This is a genomic window from Rhizobium sp. RM, assembly GCF_013390595.1.
Lineage (GTDB): Bacteria > Pseudomonadota > Alphaproteobacteria > Rhizobiales > Rhizobiaceae > Agrobacterium.
On sequence record NZ_JACAWV010000020.1, the window covers coordinates 38,079 to 54,918 of the forward strand.

At 56.8% G+C, this 16,840-nt stretch carries 12 protein-coding genes; 5 read left to right on the plus strand and 7 right to left on the minus strand.

All coding sequences use genetic code 11. From position 1 onward, the window contains the following. Positions 1-28 precede the first annotated feature (28 nt). Positions 29-1,342 (minus strand): NAD(P)/FAD-dependent oxidoreductase, encoded by a 1,314-nt coding sequence (locus HWX89_RS15600; RefSeq protein ID WP_138791822.1) that lies wholly within the window; start codon positions 1,340-1,342, stop codon positions 29-31. Between the two features lie 22 nt (positions 1,343-1,364). Beyond that, complete coding sequence (locus HWX89_RS15605; RefSeq protein ID WP_138791821.1) at positions 1,365-2,078, minus strand: SDR family NAD(P)-dependent oxidoreductase; 714 nt, start codon at positions 2,076-2,078, stop codon at positions 1,365-1,367. A 268-nt stretch (positions 2,079-2,346) separates the two neighbouring features. Here HWX89_RS15605 and HWX89_RS15610 point away from each other — a divergent pair, with 268 nt between their 5' ends. From HWX89_RS15610 to HWX89_RS15630, 5 genes are all read left to right on the plus strand, one after another. Continuing rightward, positions 2,347-4,050 carry an ABC transporter ATP-binding protein gene (locus HWX89_RS15610; RefSeq protein WP_178340789.1) on the plus strand — a complete coding sequence of 568 codons (1,704 nt, stop codon included), beginning with the start codon at positions 2,347-2,349 and terminating at the stop codon, positions 4,048-4,050. Positions 4,051-4,052: 2 nt separating this feature from the next. Further along, the gene (locus tag HWX89_RS15615) at positions 4,053-5,024 is read left to right on the plus strand and encodes an ABC transporter permease (protein ID WP_138791819.1); all 972 of its coding nucleotides are present in this window, start codon (positions 4,053-4,055) and stop codon (positions 5,022-5,024) included. Next, entirely contained in the window at positions 5,021-5,848 is an 828-nt protein-coding gene (locus HWX89_RS15620) for an ABC transporter permease (RefSeq protein WP_138791818.1), read from the plus strand. Before HWX89_RS15615 ends, HWX89_RS15620 begins: the two co-directional genes overlap by 4 nt. A gap of 25 nt (positions 5,849-5,873) precedes the next feature. Beyond that, positions 5,874-7,403 carry an ABC transporter substrate-binding protein gene (locus tag HWX89_RS15625; RefSeq protein ID WP_138791817.1) on the plus strand — a complete coding sequence of 510 codons (1,530 nt, stop codon included), beginning with the start codon at positions 5,874-5,876 and terminating at the stop codon, positions 7,401-7,403. A 295-nt stretch (positions 7,404-7,698) separates the two neighbouring features. After that, positions 7,699-9,669: a methyl-accepting chemotaxis protein gene (locus HWX89_RS15630; protein ID WP_138791816.1), complete on the plus strand. Its 1,971-nt coding sequence runs from the start codon at positions 7,699-7,701 to the stop codon at positions 9,667-9,669. 57 nt (positions 9,670-9,726) lie between these two features. On the opposite strand, the gene fhuB is transcribed toward HWX89_RS15630, so the two are convergent. From fhuB to HWX89_RS15655, 5 genes are all read right to left on the minus strand, one after another. Beyond that, entirely contained in the window at positions 9,727-11,679 is a 1,953-nt protein-coding gene (gene fhuB, locus HWX89_RS15635; RefSeq protein WP_138791815.1) for a Fe(3+)-hydroxamate ABC transporter permease FhuB, read from the minus strand. Next, complete coding sequence (locus HWX89_RS15640; protein ID WP_138791814.1) at positions 11,676-12,557, minus strand: ABC transporter substrate-binding protein; 882 nt, start codon at positions 12,555-12,557, stop codon at positions 11,676-11,678. The genes fhuB and HWX89_RS15640 overlap by 4 nt, the downstream gene beginning before the upstream one ends. A 42-nt stretch (positions 12,558-12,599) precedes the next feature. After that, positions 12,600-14,978, minus strand: a complete 2,379-nt coding sequence (locus HWX89_RS15645) for a TonB-dependent siderophore receptor (protein WP_138791813.1) — start codon at positions 14,976-14,978, stop codon at positions 12,600-12,602. A gap of 166 nt (positions 14,979-15,144) precedes the next feature. Continuing rightward, positions 15,145-16,140, minus strand: coding sequence for a FecR family protein (locus tag HWX89_RS15650; protein WP_138791812.1), 996 nt, complete (start codon positions 16,138-16,140; stop codon positions 15,145-15,147). Positions 16,141-16,158: 18 nt separating this feature from the next. Continuing rightward, entirely contained in the window at positions 16,159-16,785 is a 627-nt protein-coding gene (locus HWX89_RS15655) for an RNA polymerase sigma factor (protein WP_246705192.1), read from the minus strand. Positions 16,786-16,840 lie beyond the last annotated feature (55 nt).

Consider the following 16,840-nt stretch of genomic DNA (forward strand, 5'->3'; position numbering starts at 1 on the left):
TCTTTGGCCAAGGTTGTTCGAAAGCGGATCAGGCTGCCTTGGTCTTTTTGAAACGATCAAAGCGGAAAGGTGCGGGATCGACGCATGGGGTTGCGCCGGTCACCAGGTCTGCCATCAGACGCCCGGAGCCCGGCCCTATGCCGAAGCCGTGCCCGGAAAAGCCACTGGCAATATAGAAGCCAGGAATGTTGCCCGCCGGGCCGATGACCGGCACAGCATCCGGGGTGACGTCGATCAAGCCGCCCCAGCTTTGGGTGATGCGACTTCCCGCAAATGCGGGAAACGCCTTGATCAGGTGCTCGAGCCCCTCGCGATTGAAACGCTCGAAAGGGACCGGATCGAGAATGCGAACCTGTTCAAACGGCGATATGGCGTCCGCCGACCAGGATCGTGGCGTTCTCCATTCTTCCAAAAAACGGTTTCCAACCCGCAAAGTCAGTTCACGCCAGCTTTTGATCAGGGTGGGCACGAAATCGGTGAAAAGGCGGAAGCTGTCCGGAACGATCGGTGCAATGTTGGCATTGCGCATTGCGATCGAAAAACTCCCGTCGAGGCGGCGGCGGAACGAGAAATTGTCGGCTCCGACGGGAAGGTCCGGGACGCCATCGACCGCTGTTGCACGGGCAACGGTGCCGAGGATCTTCAGTTGGGGGAAGTCGATCCCCATGTTGCCGGCAAACAACCGTGACCATGCACCCCCCGCAAGGATGACTGAAGAGCATGCGATCGGTCCACGTTCTGTCACGACACCGCTGACCCTGCCTGCCGCACGTTCGATCGAACGAACCGCGCAGCCGGTCAGGATATGGGCGCCGGCGCGCATGGCGCCACGGGCTATGGCAGGCGCGGCCTTAAAAGGTTCGGCGCGTCCATCACTCGATGTATGCATCGCGGCTGTGAAACCCTCCGTCATGCCTGGCAGATGTTGACGGAGTTCGGCGCTGCGCAAAAGTTTGGAATCCAGTCCGAACTTTTGAGCATGGACCAGCCAGGCTTCATATTCGGCCTCCTGGCGTGCATTCCTGCACAGATAGACGATACCGGTCTGCCGGAACCCGGTTTCTTCCCCGATACGGCTGTTCATACCCTTCCAGAGTGCCAGACTTTTCATCGCAAGTGGAAGCTCTGCAGGATCGCGGCCCATCTGGCGAACCCAGCCCCAGTTGCGCCCGGATTGCTCGCCGGCGATCAGGCCTTTTTCACACAATGCGACCGAGACACCTCGCTCTGCGAGCTCAAGCGCTGTCGAAACGCCGACAATGCCGCCGCCTATGATGACGACATCGACTTTGTTTGGCAGGGACGTACTGGACGGAACGGCGTCCGGAATAATGCGGCTCATGGGTTCGACCTCGGCATCGTGTTTAAAGCATGTCTTCGAGGCGGCAGTTCACCAGCATCTCGGCCATGGCAGCAGTGTTGGGCAATTCGATTGCAGTGCGAACAAGCGACGCCAATGTTTCCGGCTGGATCATCTCGTCTGGCGTGACCTTGTTCGTGTAAGCACTCATCTCCGTGCGTACGAAGCTTGGGCAGATGGCGGTTGCCCTGACACCCTTGTCCCACGCAACATGACGGGTGGTGTGCGTCAGCCCCATGACCGCGAACTTCGTCATGTTGTATCCGACAAAGGCATTGCGAACCCGCTTTCCGGACATTGAAACAATGTTGATGATCCTGCCGGTGCCGGACTTTTCCAGATGCGGCATGCACAGGCGTGTCATCCGCAGGGGAGCTTTGACGTTGACCGCAAATAACCTGTCGAGCGCCTCGTCATTGTCGTCCATAAGCGCGACGCGCTCACCCAGGCCCGCATTGTTGATGAGCGCGTCAATTCTTCCAAATCTTTCCACCGCGCCAGAAACCCATGCTTCCGCGCTCGCCGGATCATAGGCGTCGAAAGAGGCGTAGTGGAATTGCTCGTTCTCGGGACCGAAGGCGGCCTCGAGGGCTGCGACACTTCGTGCGCCAAGGCTTAGTCGGTAGCCGTTTGCTGCAAGTTCTTGGGCGATTGCCAATCCAATGCCCCTGCCAGCGCCGGTGACAAGCGCCACCCGGCCGGAATTTCCAGCGGTCATTATCGTTCCCTCCAGCCTGGCCAGTGGCCATGCATTCGTTTGCATGAACGGTATGCGCGGTTTTTCGATCTGGCAAGATGCTTTTTGGGAGAAATTCTAAAAAAGCTGCAAAAACTCCCAAAAACGAAAAGAAACGCCAAAAATGCAAACGTATGCTTGACGCAGTTTGAAGCTTTGTGCCTAATGTTAAAAAATAAGCTCCATAAGTGAGCAAAAAACGGGAACCTGCTCCTGTCTGTCAGGAGCGCATCGCAGATTGGATCGCGGTATGCCGGGCAGGGAAATTCTGAAAATAAACAATCTTTCCGTTGCGTTCAGATCCGGGTCTGAATTGCGCCCGGCGGTGAAGGGTGTTTCCCTTTCATTGGTTTCTGGGGAAATACTCGGCCTCGTCGGCGAAAGCGGCAGCGGGAAGACGATCATGTCGCTGGCTGCGATGGGCCTCTTGCCCCGCAATGCCGTCGTGACGAGCGGCCGCGTCGAGTTTGCCGGTGTGGACCTTCTAACCGCTCGGGCAGACGTGCTGCAAAAGCTTCGCGGAAAGCGGATCTCGATGATCTTCCAAGATCCGATGGCGTCGCTTGATCCCGTTTTCACCTGCGGGCAGCAAATTGTTGAGGCGATCCTGCTGCATGAGAATGTATCGCGTCGTGAAGCTGGAAAGCTCGCACTGCAGTTGCTGGAAAAGGTCGGCATACACGACCCGGCGCGCTGCATGCGGTCCTATCCGCATGAACTGTCCGGTGGTCAGTGTCAGCGTGTGATGATTGCCATGGCGGTCGCCTGCAAACCGGAAGTCATCATTGCCGACGAGCCGACGACCGCACTTGATGTAACGGTGCAGAAACAGGTTCTGACGTTGCTACGCGGTCTCAATCGCGAAATCGGCGCTGCGGTGCTGCTTATCACCCATGACCTTGGCGTGATCTATGAGGTCGCAGACCGCGTCGCCGTCATTTATCACGGCGACCTGATGGAAGAGGCGGCCACCGCCGATCTTTTTGCCGATCCTAAGAACGATTACACCAAGGCACTGATCGCCTCGATGCCGTCAATGTCGGTGCCCAAGACCCAGCTTCCGATCATCGTGCGTGGCGAAGACGGTATCATTACCAGCAGTGTTGCCAAAACACCGGCCAGACCGCGCGCATCCGCGGATACATCACTCACCCCATTGCTGGAAATTCGCGACCTGACGAAAACCTATTGGGTCCGGGAAAGCGCCCTTGCCACGCCCCAGGCATTCCGTGCGGTCGACAAGGTCAACCTCTCGATCGCGCCCCGTTCGACACTTGGTCTTGTCGGGGAATCCGGTTGTGGCAAATCGACCCTTTCGCGACTGGTAATGCGGTTGATCGAACCGGATAGCGGCTCGATCAATTTCGACGGTCGTGATCTTGTTTCGTTGGATCGCGGCGTGATGCGTGCCGCGCGCCGCGACATCGCCCTTGTTTTCCAGAACCCCTACGGTTCCCTCAATCCGCGGCAAACCGTTCTGGACCTCGTGGCCGCGCCGATCGACATCCATCAGGGCGGTCGTGATCGTATTGCGAGTGTCGCCAAATTGATTGATGCGGTTGGCTTGCCTCGAAATGCGATCGGTCGTTTCCCGCACGAGTTTTCGGGTGGTCAGCGTCAGCGTATCGTGATCGCCCGCGCGCTGGCGCTCAATCCGCGGCTTTTGATATGTGACGAAGCGGTCTCTGCACTGGATGTTTCCGTTCAGGCTCAGGTCCTGAACCTTTTGCAGGATCTGCAGCACGAGTTTGACCTGACTTACCTGTTCATCTCCCATGACATGTCGGTCGTCCGTCACGTCAGCGATACGATCGCAGTCATGCAAAAGGGCAAGATCGTCGAAACAGGCCTTGCGCGTGACGTCTTCGACAACCCGAAGGCGGATTATACGCGGACACTCCTCAGCGCGGTGCCGAAAATCGGCCAGGCGCAATCCAAACTCATGGAGGCCTGACGATGCAAGCGTTCACTTCCTTCATCATCGTCCTCGGCTCACGGCTGGTAACGGCCCTCATTCAGCTTTGGGTGATCGCAACGCTGGTATTTTCGATCATGTATATCATGCCCGGTGATCCGGTCCTGTTGCTGCTTGGTCCAGAAAGTAACCCATCGCCGGAAACGGTTGCTGCGATGCGCCAGCAGCTTGGCCTCGACCAGCCTGTCTTGTCGCAATATGTCAAATGGCTGGGAGGGGCCGCGACCGGTGATCTCGGCAACTCGCTCGATGGCTATCCTGTTATCGAATACGTTGCAGCCAGCCTGCCAAAAACGATGGAACTGGCCGTTGCTGCGATTGTGATTGCGGCACTTATCGGTGTTCCTGTCGGCATTGCTGCCGCCTTGCGGCGGGGAAGTTTTCTCGACGGTCTTCTGACATCTCTGTCGACACTCGGCATCTCCGTACCGGTCTACATTCTTGGTTCACTCCTGATCCTGTTACTCAGCCTGAACCTCGGCTGGCTGCCGTCGAGTGGATACACTGACATTTCCCGCAACGCATTCCTGCATTTCCAGAAGCTCGTGTTACCGGCCTTGACGCTTGGCCTCGGACTGGCCGCGTCGATTGCCCGGATGACCAGGTCTTCGATGCTCGAAATACTCGGTCGTGACTTTGTTCGTTCGTTGCGTGCACGCGGCATGCGTGAGCGTAGAGTGATCTGGCTCCATGTTCTACGAAACGCGGCAATCCCGATCGTGACCATCGTTGGCCTGCAACTCGGCAACTTGATGGGCGGAACGGTTCTCGTCGAGGCTCTCTTCAACTGGCCAGGCCTCAGCACGCTTCTGGTTACGGCGGTATCGAACAGAAATTATCCGCTTGTGCAGGGCAGCATCCTGATGATCGCCGCTCTCTTCATTCTCATCAACCTGTGCGTCGACCTTCTCTATAGCCTGCTCGACCCACGTATTCGTCGGAAGCGCGCATGATGACGTCTCTTCTTTTTCGCCGTCCGCTCGTTCTTGCTAGTCTACTCGTCGTCCTCGCGGTTCTCGCAGTCGCTCTGGTCGGGCCGGCGATCGCGCCGCATGACCCGCTGCTGATCAATCAGAACGCCGTGAACCAGACGAGTTCTGTTGCATATCTGCTAGGAACAGACGAATTCGGTCGTGACATCCTCTCCCGTCTTCTCGTCGGCATCCGACCGACCATCCTCGTTGCGGTCGTCTCGACGGTGATTGCGGCCATCGGCGGCACGGCATTTGGCATTATCGGTGCCTACAGCCGTCCTGTGCCCGCATTTTTCGTCATGCGCGCTGTCGACATCATGCTGAGCTTCCCGGCAATCCTTCTGGCGCTTCTGGCCGTCGGGTTCTGGCGCAGCGGTGTCGTTAGTCTCAGTGTCGTTATCGGCATCATCTTCATCCCGCAATTTGCCCGCGTCGCACAGTCCGCCACATTGCAGGTCATTCGTCAGGAATTCATCGAGGCAGAACATGCCATGGGCGCGAGTTATCTGCGCGTCGTGTTCAAGGCGATCTTGCCAAACATCCTTCCACCGCTGGTGGTCCAGGGAACGCTGACGATTGCCGCCGCAATCCTTCTGGAATCTGGATTGAGCTTCCTGGGGCTCGGCATCGTTCCGCCGGAACCGTCCTGGGGGCAGATGATCGGAACGGCACGTGGCTATCTCAGTCAAAACCCGATGTATGTCGTATGGCCTTCGGTCTGCCTCGCCTTCACGGTTCTTGCCATCAACATTCTCGGTGACGCGCTGCGCGATCACCTGGACCCCAGACTTCGCGAAAACTGATAAACAACAACGAAAGGGAACAATTATGCAGAGATTTCTCCGTCTGGCTTTGGCCAGCAGTTTCCTGAGCTTAGCCGCCACGGCGGCTTTGGCTGATGGCACACTGTATTTCGGTTTATCCGGCGAGCCGTCAACGCTCGATACCGTGGTCCAGCCCGGTACATCCGGACGCACAGTGAAGCTCGCCATTCATCGTGGGCTCGTCAATTACGGTATCGATGGCAAGATTTCGCCAGAACTCGCCGAAAGCTACGACGTCAGTTCCGATGCGAAGGAGTTCACCTTCCACCTGCGCGCTGCCAAGTTCCACGACGGATCGGACGTTACCGCTGCCGATGTGAAAGCATCGCTGGAGCACATGCTTGATCCTGCCGGCAAGGCTGCCTTCCGTAACGAGCTCTCTATCATTTCGAAGATTGAGACGCCGGATCAGAAGACCGTAAAGCTCACGCTATCCAAGCCGTCGGTCGCCCTCGTTGATTATCTTGCGTTGCCGGAATCGGTCATCGTCCCTGCCGCATGGCTTGCGAAAAACGCAAACAACCCGACTGCGACGCCGGTTGGTGCCGGACCATTCAAGTTTGCAAGCTGGACCCGTGGACGCGAAATTGTTGTCGAGAAGTTCGATGACTACTACAAGCAGGGCAAGCCTGATCTCGATGAAGTACATTATGTCTTCTACAGTGATGAAAATACCCGCGTAAATGCGCTGAAGTCTGGGGATGTCGATATTATCGACTACGTACCTGCAAAGGATGCCGCCGACCTGGAAAAAGGTCCGGAGACAAAACTTCTCAGAAATACCGGTCCATTCATGGGGCTGCAATTCAACACCAAGTTCGAGCCGTTTTCGAAGCCAGAGGTCAGACAGGCCATTGCCTATGCCGTGGATCGCAGCGTCATCATCAATACGGCGTTCAATGGTCTGGGAAGCCCGATTTATGGCATTGCCATTCCGAAGGGGTACATGGGGTATTCCGACGCAAAGGCGAACTACTTCAAACATGATGTCGCCAAGGCGAAAGAGCTTTTGACGAAGGCGGGCTATCCAGACGGTTTCGAGGTTCGTCTGCTGGCGTCGTCGCAATATAGCTTTCACCAGAACACGGCAGTCGCAATCCAGTCTGAACTCGCCAAAATTGGCATCAAGGTCACGCTCGATCTGCCGGATTGGGCCAGCCGCATGGCGAAGGCAACCTCCGCAGACTATGATTTTACAGTGTTGGGAAGTCTGGGTGAAATCACAGACGCTGACTGGCTGAGCAACTACTATTACGGTGGCGACAAGCTCGTGCGAACCAACAATTCCCCTTATTTCAACGACCAGCAAATCAATGAGCTGTTGGATACGGGACGCGCAACGGTCGACAAGGCCGAGCGGGAAAAGATCTACGACAAATTCGTCGATCGCGCGTTGGAGCTGTCACCGCTGGTTTATTTCATGTGGCGCGAACAGAACTACGCCATCAAAAAAGGTGTGACTGGCTTTACCAACATGCCGGGCTTCCTGACCTTCCAGTCGGGCCTGAGCATCGAGAACACCAAGGTCGAATAAGCACCAGACCTGCCGGGCGTAGCGATACGCGTGCCCGGCAGTTGTCTCCTGAGACACATTGTACTTTCTTTTTCCCGCAATCGCCCTCTGGCGACAGTGGCGCCCTTTCCTCGCTGGCGCCTGAGTTGATGACGCCTTGCTCCACGCTCTCGAAGACCCCCACAACTAGTTTTCAGGGCGGCAAATCAATTGGGGTCAGGTCATATTGCGTTAATCATCTATGGCTAATTAAGCGATCGCGAAGCCATGAAGGCTCCAACCTCCCTCAAAAAATATGCATACCTTCGGAGCAACCATGAACATTCGTGGCAAGATCTATTCGATCGTCGCGGTGATGGCGCTGACTGCGCTTACCATCGGCGCCATCAGTTTTTACACCCTCAGCGTTTACGACACTCGTGTTGATCGGCTTGAAAACGCCGCTAACCGCGCACTGAACGGCGAAGCGCTCAATAAGCTTGTCACGGCGGTCGTCATGGACCTTCGCGGCACCTATGCCGCAACCTCAGTCGAAGCGGCAAAGCCATTTGCGGATGGTGCGCTCGCATCGCTGGCCAAGATGAACACGCTGCTTGATGCCTGGGAGCCTCTGGTTCCTGAAGAGCAGAAAAAGGACTTTTCGGAGCTGCGTGAGAAAGCGACGGCATTTACTCGCTTCCGGACAGAGACGGCACGCATCGCTGTAACCGAGGGGCCAGCGGCTTCGAACATTCACGGGAACACCGAAGAAAACCGCGCCAACAGAAAGCATTATCAGAAAGAAATCGACGACGTCGTTAATCAGAACCAGGCGAAGCTTGCTGAAATCAGCTCTGACCTCCAGGCGTTTCAGTCCAGCGTCCTGGTCATTATGGCCGCCGTCACGATCATCGGACTTGCTGGCGGCGGAGCGATCGCGTTCTACATCGCCACGCATCAGATCAGCAATCCGATAAGAACCGTAACGAGCGTCATGAAGACTTTGGCCGCTGGCGATTTCCGCGCGGACGTGCCGTTTTTGCAGCGCTCAGACGAAATCGGTGAAATGGCAGCGGCAGTCGAGGTCTTCAAGCAGAACGGCCTTGAGGTGCAGCGCATGAACGCCCAGGAAGCGGCGATGCGGCAAAAGAGCGACAGCCTGCAGCAGGGGATGGCTGTGGTCGTGACCTCTGCGGCAGCCGGTGATTTTTCAAGAAGAGTGGGAACGAGCTATGGTGATGACGCTCTTGACCAGTTTGCCGCCAATATCAACACACTCGTGCAGTCGGTCGAAACCGGCGTAGACGAGACCAACCGGGTCGTTCGCCTCCTGGCTGACGGTGATCTCACCCAGACGATGACGGGCGAGTTCAAGGGCGTGTTCCAGCAGCTTCAGCAAAACGTCAACAACACGATTGCGAGCCTTCAGGAAACCGTGGGCGAAATTCGCACAGCAAGTGATACGTTGAACGCGAACAGCGAAGAACTTCGTACGTCTTCGGATAGCCTTTCCAAGCGAACCGAACAGCAGGCCGCGGCGCTTGAGGAATCTTCCGCAGCTCTTGACGAAATCACGACAGTGGTGCGGCAGTCGACCGACCGTGCTCACGAAGCAACCAGGATTGTGTCGGAAGCCAAGGATCGCGCCGGGAAGTCCTCGGATGTCGTTGGTCGTGCCATCACCGCCATGGCGGAAATCAAGCATGCCTCCGACGAAATTGCTCAGATCACCAATGTTATCGATGAAATCGCCTTCCAGACCAATCTGCTTGCCTTGAACGCCGGTGTCGAAGCCGCTCGTGCGGGTGAAGCCGGTAAGGGGTTTGCGGTTGTCGCTCAGGAAGTACGGGAACTGGCGCAGCGTTCGGCCGTGGCAGCCAAGGATATCAAGGTTCTGATCAGCCGCTCCGCCACCAGCGTTCAGTCTGGTGTCACGCTCGTTGAGGACACCGGCGGCGCTTTGACCGAGATCAGTGACTACGTTGCCCAGATCAATGATCGCATCCACTCTATTGCCACAGCATCGCAGGAACAGGCGACTGCACTTGCCGAGGTAAACACGGCCGTCAACCAGATGGACCAGGTCACGCAGCAGAATGCAGCCATGGTTGAGGAGACCTCTGCCTCTACACACAAGCTTTCGGCAGAAGCGGCTGGGCTGTCGCAGCTTGTCGGCCGGTTCAAGGTCGCCAATCAGGCACGTCCGGCACCAGTGGTTGTCGTCTCGCAGGAACGTCGGCCGAAGCCGCGCTATGCCATGACGTCGGGTGCCAATGCACTCGACATGAGTGAATGGCAGGAATTCTAAGGGAATTTCCGCTCCATGACAGCGACCACGGGGCAAAAGTGTCTCGTGGTCAATTTCTCAACTACTGAGTGGCTGATCGAGGGATTGCCGTCTTAAATGCCAGAGAAACCAGGGTCCACCCACCAGTGCGGCAAGCAGGCTGGGTGACAAAGGCCAGGGCCAAGCCAGATTTCGAGCCAGCCATTCGCAAGCTGTCATGATGAGCGCGCCAATGAGGGCGCTTGCAACACTGATACTGGCGGTTTTTCTGAAGCCCAGGACAGCCGCAAAATGGGGAACCATCAGGCCGATAAAACTTATGGGGCCGACGACCATGGTTCCGGCGGCCGTCGCGAGTGCAGCAACACCTAAAACAATCAGGCGGGTGCAACGCACGCCGACCCCGAAGCTGGTAGCCGTCTTGTCATCGAGCGCAATCAGGTCGATCTGCCGGTGCATGCAGAGGCTGACCAGCAGGCAGGCCATGCCGACAGCCAAAGCGGAGACACCCGAGGCCAGATCTGCACCGGCGGTCATGCCGGCAAACCACCCAAGAAGGGCTGCCCCCCGCTGACCGCCTCCGGCCAAGGCAAGGACTAGCATGGCATTGGCCGTACTTGCCAGGCCGACACCGAGAAGCAGCATGCGTGTCGGTTCGAACCTGGAACGGGCGCCGAGTATCGTTACAATGAAAATGGCTGTTGCCGCGCCCGTCGACGTGATTGTGAATTTCGTCGCCACGCCGACCGTCGGCAGGATTATGAACGCGATGGCGAGAGCAAGCCCAGCCCCGTGACCGATGCCAAGAATATCGGGGCTTGCCAGCGGATTGCGCAACAGACGTTGCAACAACAGTCCGGCGAGTGCCAGGCAAAAGCCGGCGCTGGCCGCCGCAAGCAAAGGCGGAAATCGCCACCGCCAGATGAAGGCGAGGTCGGCTTTACCGGCAATTGCCCAGCCCTCTTCACCACGCCCGAAGAAAAGTGCCAGGGTAAAGACGACACCTAGGATGAGTGTCAGAACAGCGAGCGTTTTGCCGAAGTCCCTACCGCGCGGGGTGAATGTGGGCATTGTAACCGGGGCAGTATTTTCTCCTCGCCGGGCGAGGAAGATCAGTACAGGCCCAGCGAGCAATCCCGCTGCCGCGCCAACGGGAAGATCACCAGCAAAGGATGCAAGCAGCCGCATGAACTGGTCTGTCACCGAGAGAAGGAGGGCACCGGTGACAGCGGCTTTCAAAAGGCCAGGATGCGGTTGTCGCCAGATTGCGCGGCTGAGTGCAGGTGCTGCAAGGCCGATCAGGCCGATTTGCCCGAATTCGGCGGCGACGAATGCGGCAAGAGATGATGCGAGCACCAGAAGCAGAAGTTTGGTTGTCCGGACCGAAAGCCCAAGACCTGCAGCACCGCCATCGCCGAGCGCGAGAAGGCGCAATGGCCTCTCCAGAAGCCCGAGTGGGCCGACAGCCAATGCTAGAAGAACGGCTAGTCGAACCGTTGGCCGCCAACCGCTCTGCTGTAAAGAACCGGCTTGCCAGGTCAGAAGGTTGCTCAGAAAGTCGTGATTGAACAAGACAAGGATGGCGTAGGCAGCATTGCAGAGCAGATTTATCATTACGCCGGTCAGGATGAGTGTCTGTGAAGAAAGACGTGGGCCCCATGCGACAGCAAGGACGATGATGAGGGCAAGTGCTGCACCGGCAAGAGCAACAAGCTGATAACCATGCGACCAGAGAACCGGTACAAAGATCAGGCTTGCCGCCATGCTCAGCGCGGCACCGCCCGTAATTCCAAGCAATGACGGTTCAGCAAGTGGATTGGTGAAGACGCGCTGGAATACGGCTCCCCCCAAACCAAGAAGGGCGCCGGATAGAAGTCCGGCTGCAAGTCTTGGCAAGGTGCTGTAGATCAGGACTGCCTGGTCCTGCGTTCGCGAGACAGCGAAGAAAGCGAGGACAATCACGAGCGCTGCAAATGCGGCCGTCAAGCCGAAGCCACGGTGGTTGGCCTTTCTGAATGAGCAAAAGGTCACGGCATCGGTCTCTTCTGTTGGGACGAAACCGCTTTCGAGAGCGCGGTGGCAAGATGAAGCGTGGAGAGACAGCCTCCGAAGGGATAAAACTGTCCGATGCGGACGATGCGTTTTTCCCGCACGGGAGAAAGTCGCTGCCAAAGCTTGCTGTCCGCCAGTGCCCTGTCGGTTTGTGGCGCAAGTGATGGGATTTCCATCTGTACGAAGATCGCATCCTTGAGAGGCATAAGGGCTTCGAAGCCGACCTGGACAAAACCGCCCGCGTTGGTTGGCCCCTGCCAGGCGTTAATGAGCCCAAGCCGCTTTAGAACGGCGTCAGGCATGCTGTTTATTCCGTAGACCATTGCTCGGCTGCCGCTTTGATCGGGGAGCAAGACACAGATCGGTTGTGTCCGGTCGAGGCTCTGCGCAAGGACATCCATCTGGTGCTCGATCTGGTCGAGAATAACGTCCGCACGGCTGTCTGGCAGCGCGGCTGCTCTGCAGCACTGCCGCAAGATAGCGCCAGCGCGCTGATAGCTGTCTTCTCCAGTCTTTTCAGTAACCACTTCGACGGGCGCGATCTCCCGCAGACGCGGGGTCATGAACAGGCTTGGCGCACCGATAAACACAAGGTCGGGCCGAAGCCTGTCTAGCCGTTCAAGATTGATTTCCCAAAATGGCCCGATGTCCTTTGTCTCGGGCGGCAACCTCTGGGGCATGCGCTGGTTGTAATAGTCCGTATCTGCGACGGCCAGCGGCGGGAGGCCAAGCGCAAGCAGCGATTCCGCTGCAGCCCAGTCAATTGCTGCAAGACGCCGTCGTCCCTCCGCCCGGGCATGGCCGAATGGAAGGAGTGCGGAGAGACTTCCTGTGAGAAAAGAGCGTCTGTTGATCATCAGGGATCGTGCGCGCCGGAGATGATCCGACGCGCCCTGTTCTCAGAAGTCAATTGTCAGCTTGCCCATGACCGTGCGGCGGTCACCCTGATAGCAGGAGTAGCTTGCCTCGCATGTCGTGTAGTATTTCTTGTCGAACAGATTGGTCGCATTGAGCGAAATCTTGGCGTGCTCGTTGAAGCGATAGCTTGCTCCGATGTCGACCAGCGTGCGGCCCGGTACATCGAACGTGTTGGCGTTGTTGCCATATACGCCGCCGACGTAACGAATGCCCGCGCCGAGCGAAGCGCCCTCCAGAGGACCATCCTTGAACGTGTAGTTCAGCCAGCCGGAGGCCTGATGTTCAGGAACGAGCATCGGGCGGTTGCCAACATAACCCAGGGCGTCCCTGGTGATTTCCGCATCGGTGTAGGAGTAGGAGCCCGTGAAGTCCCAGCCATACCCAAGGCTGAATTTGCCTTCAACCTCGACGCCACGCGAGGCAATTTCACCCGTTGCAACAGCATAACCGCTTGAGAGGTAGTTGAGCACATTCGTTTTCACGATGTCGAAATAGGCGACGGTGAAGAGCCCGTCGAAACCTGTCGGCTGATACTTGACCCCGGCCTCCCATTGACGTCCGCGTGAAGGATCAAAAGTGTTGCCGCTGGCATCGACGCCACTATTGGGCACGAAGGACTGCGAGAAGCTGATATAGGGCGCGACGCCAAATGCCGTGACATAGCTAAGACCTGCACGACCGGAGAAATTTCCTATGTCAATGTTGGTATCGGCACCCGTTAGACGATTGTGGGTGTCAAGATTAAGCCAATCGTATCGGCCACCAAGCGTAGCGATGAAACCGTCGCCGAACTTGATCTGATCTTGCGCATAAATACCGGTCTGATTGTAGCGTTCGGAATAGTTGGTGAAAGCCGTCGTCGGGATCGGAACGTTGATACCATAGGTCGGCGCATAGGGGTTGAGAGAAGGTGCAAGCCCCTGGTACCGCTTCACGTCCGCATCGGACCAACTGTAGTCCAGTCCGAAAAGTGCCTGGTGTTCCAAAGGCCCAGTATCGAAATCCGTCAGGATCTGGTTATCCGCTGTGAACGAGTTGAAGCTCTCGTCGAAGCGGCGGGAGATACGGTTCAGGCCCGTCGATCCCATGCCTGAGAGGAAAAGGTTGTCGAGTAGAAAATCGACATGCCCGTAGCGCACATTCTGTCTTACGCTCCAGGTATCGTTGAACCTGTGTTCGAACTCATAACCGATGGTTTGCTGTTTCTGGACGCTTCTATTGAAATTTGGGTCGCCAAGAAGAATTCCCGTGGGGGTAAAGAGCAAGATGGTGCCACCGCTGTCATCTTTCAGCGCTTGGCCCGTTAGCGTCAGCTTGGTATCTTCATCCGGTTTCCATGTTACCGACGGCGAAATCATCATCCGGTCATCGCGAATCTCTGCGCCATTCGAATATTCGAACTGCGTGTTTGCCTTCCGCGCGACGCCAACGACACGGTAGAGAACGCTTTTTTCCTCGTTGACGGCACCCCCAAGATCGAACGCGATCTGCTTGCGCTGGTTGCTTCCATACTCCATCTCGACTTGACGGACCGTTTGCTCTGTCGGCTTCTTGGTGGTCTTGTTGACAAGGCCACCGGCATCACTCTGGCCGTAGAGTGAGGAGGAAGGGCCCCGCAGCACTTCGATGGATTCGAGTTGGTATGGATCTGTGCGGTAGAAGCTGTAGCTGCTTGACACCTGGCGCAAACCATCGAGATATGAACTCGTTGCCTGAGCGTTGAAGCCGCGCATCATGATCCAGTCGTAGCCCTTTGGGTCTGGACCGTAGGTTTCGATGGCAACACCTGGAACATAACGCAGCACTTCCGTTACGCTCTGCGCGTTCTGTGCTTCCATCTGCTTGCGGCCGATCACGGAAACCGACTGCGGCACCTCGATCAGCGGAGCATTGGTTTTGGTCGCACCCATCGATTGCGATAGAACAAAACTGTTGGCGCCCCTGGCTTCGCCCTGAACCTGAATTGTCTCAAGAACGGTGCTGCCTGCCGTACCCGTAGTACCATTGGCGGTTGCCAATGCCGGATCGTAAATCTGCACAGTCGTCGAGTTGCTGAAACGGTAGGAAAGCCCCGTCCCGTCCAGTAGGGTCGAGAGCGCCTCTTCTGCAGTCATCGATCCGCTGATGGCGCGACCTCTTTTTGCAATTGCCTCGTTTTCACGAAATACGACGGACAGACCAGTGATACGGCCGATGTCATTCACGGCCTGCGTAACGGGCTTCATGGCAATGTTAAAGGTGAACTGGCGCCCTTGTTTCTGTTCCTGTGCCCACGCGTTGCCTGCCAGGCCGCAGGCGGCCGAAGCCAAAAGTCCAGCAACCAGGAAGTACCCGGTTCGTGCCAGATTGTTCGATGCCATGATGTTCTTCCTCTCACTGCACGTATTGCGCGGCGGAAGCACCCCAGCACCCCCATTTCATCCGCTTATCTGTTTCCTTGACGGATTAGAGGCGGGGTTGATGAAGCTGTTTTCGTGGAATTCTTGACTTATTTATTCATGCATTTGAAATGTATAAGGAATTTCTTCAGGGAGAAACGATCGTCAGCCGACCTACGAAGCTATGGAGGCGGAAACCGACAGAGGCCTGAAGAGATGAAAGGGCGGCGTCGGTATCATCGAGTGAGAAACTGCCTGTTACCCGCTCGTCAGCCAAGGTGCCTGAGGCAATGATTATCCGTCCTTTCTGGTAACGCTCGATCTCGTGCAGTACATCTGCAAGCCTAGCGCGATAAAAAACGAAACGGCCATCACGCCAGGCGAGGCTTTCTTCCAGGTCGACGTTTTCAATGGGTTCCAGCCCGCTGCCGTGGAACGCCACGCGCTCTCCGGGTTTAAGCACTGTATGTGCTCGGTTGACGCCAGCGGTGACCGAAACGCTGCCATTTTCAAGTGTGACGACACCTCTGCCTTCGAGCAAACGCACGTCAAAACGCGTGCCAAGAACCTGAACCTCGCCGTCTCCGGCGGCAACGATGAAAGGCTTGCTGGCGTCGTGTCTGACATCAAAGAAGGCTGCGCCACGCAAGAGACGGACACGCCTCTCGCCAGTCGTGAAGTCTTCCGAAAGGGCGCTGTCTGCGTCCAGCAGCACCTTGGAGCCATCAGACAATTGTACGCTGATGCGATCGGCACGCGGGCTCACATAGTCTGCGGTGATATCCTCGATGATGTTCGGGCGCTCGAGCCACATGGCTCCGCCCAAAAGACAGAGGAGAACGATTGCAAGCCCGGCAAGACGCTGCGTCGTCTTGCGATGATGCTTTTCAGCGTCCATGGCGTCGAGGTAAACGGCCAACTCGTCAGCCTCTGCTTCGGCCAACGATTTACCGGGTTGTTCGGCCGCTTCCCAAGCTGCTGCAAGCGCCTGAAATGCCTCTGCATGAGAGGGATCGGCTTGTCGCCAGGCTTCAAATGCCCGTCTTTTTTTCTCCGTGGGTGTTTGTAGCAGGCTTATGAACCAGGCTCGCGCTTCGGCTTCGAGCGCGTCGTTGGTTCGCTCCGGTGTCGGGTTGTGGGTCATCTTGGTTTCCCCGACTGCTCAGTCGACAAGCGTTTCCTGACACGCAGCAACGGCTTTGGCCATGTGTTTGGCGATTGTTCTCTGGGAAACACCCATGACGGATGCGATCTCACTGAATGTTCTACCGTGGATGCGATTGAGAAGGAAGACGTGCCTGGTCTGTTTGGGCAAACCTGCCAACGCCGCATCCATGCTGCGAACACCATCTCGGGCTTGCAAAATATCGAAAGGAGACGCAGGCGCCGGTGCATATTGTTCCGGCAGTACGCCGTTTGCAAAGGCACGTCGGCTCTGCTCTGCTCGCAAATGATCGATGGCTGCGTTTCGCGCGCAACGGGAGAGATAGGCCGCATCATTACCGGCGTAGAGCGGTGAGCGCTCCCAAAGGCGCATAAAAATATCGTGCACGAGATCGTACGCGGTGGCAGCGCATCCGACTTTTCTGTTGATCTGACGATGAAGCCTGTCCCGCTCTGTTTGATAGAGGGAGGCTATTTCCTCGGTTTTGGAGTTCATGGTTTTCTGGACAAAATAGCCGGACGGCGAACTGTGATTTATGTAGCGGTGTAAATACATGAATACATAAATCAAGTTTTGTAAATTATGATGGATCAAGTTCCATCGCGCCGCACGTCGATGTTGCATAATCAACACAAGCACCCTGCGCGGATGGATGGAAATACGGTGTCGTTGTCGATTT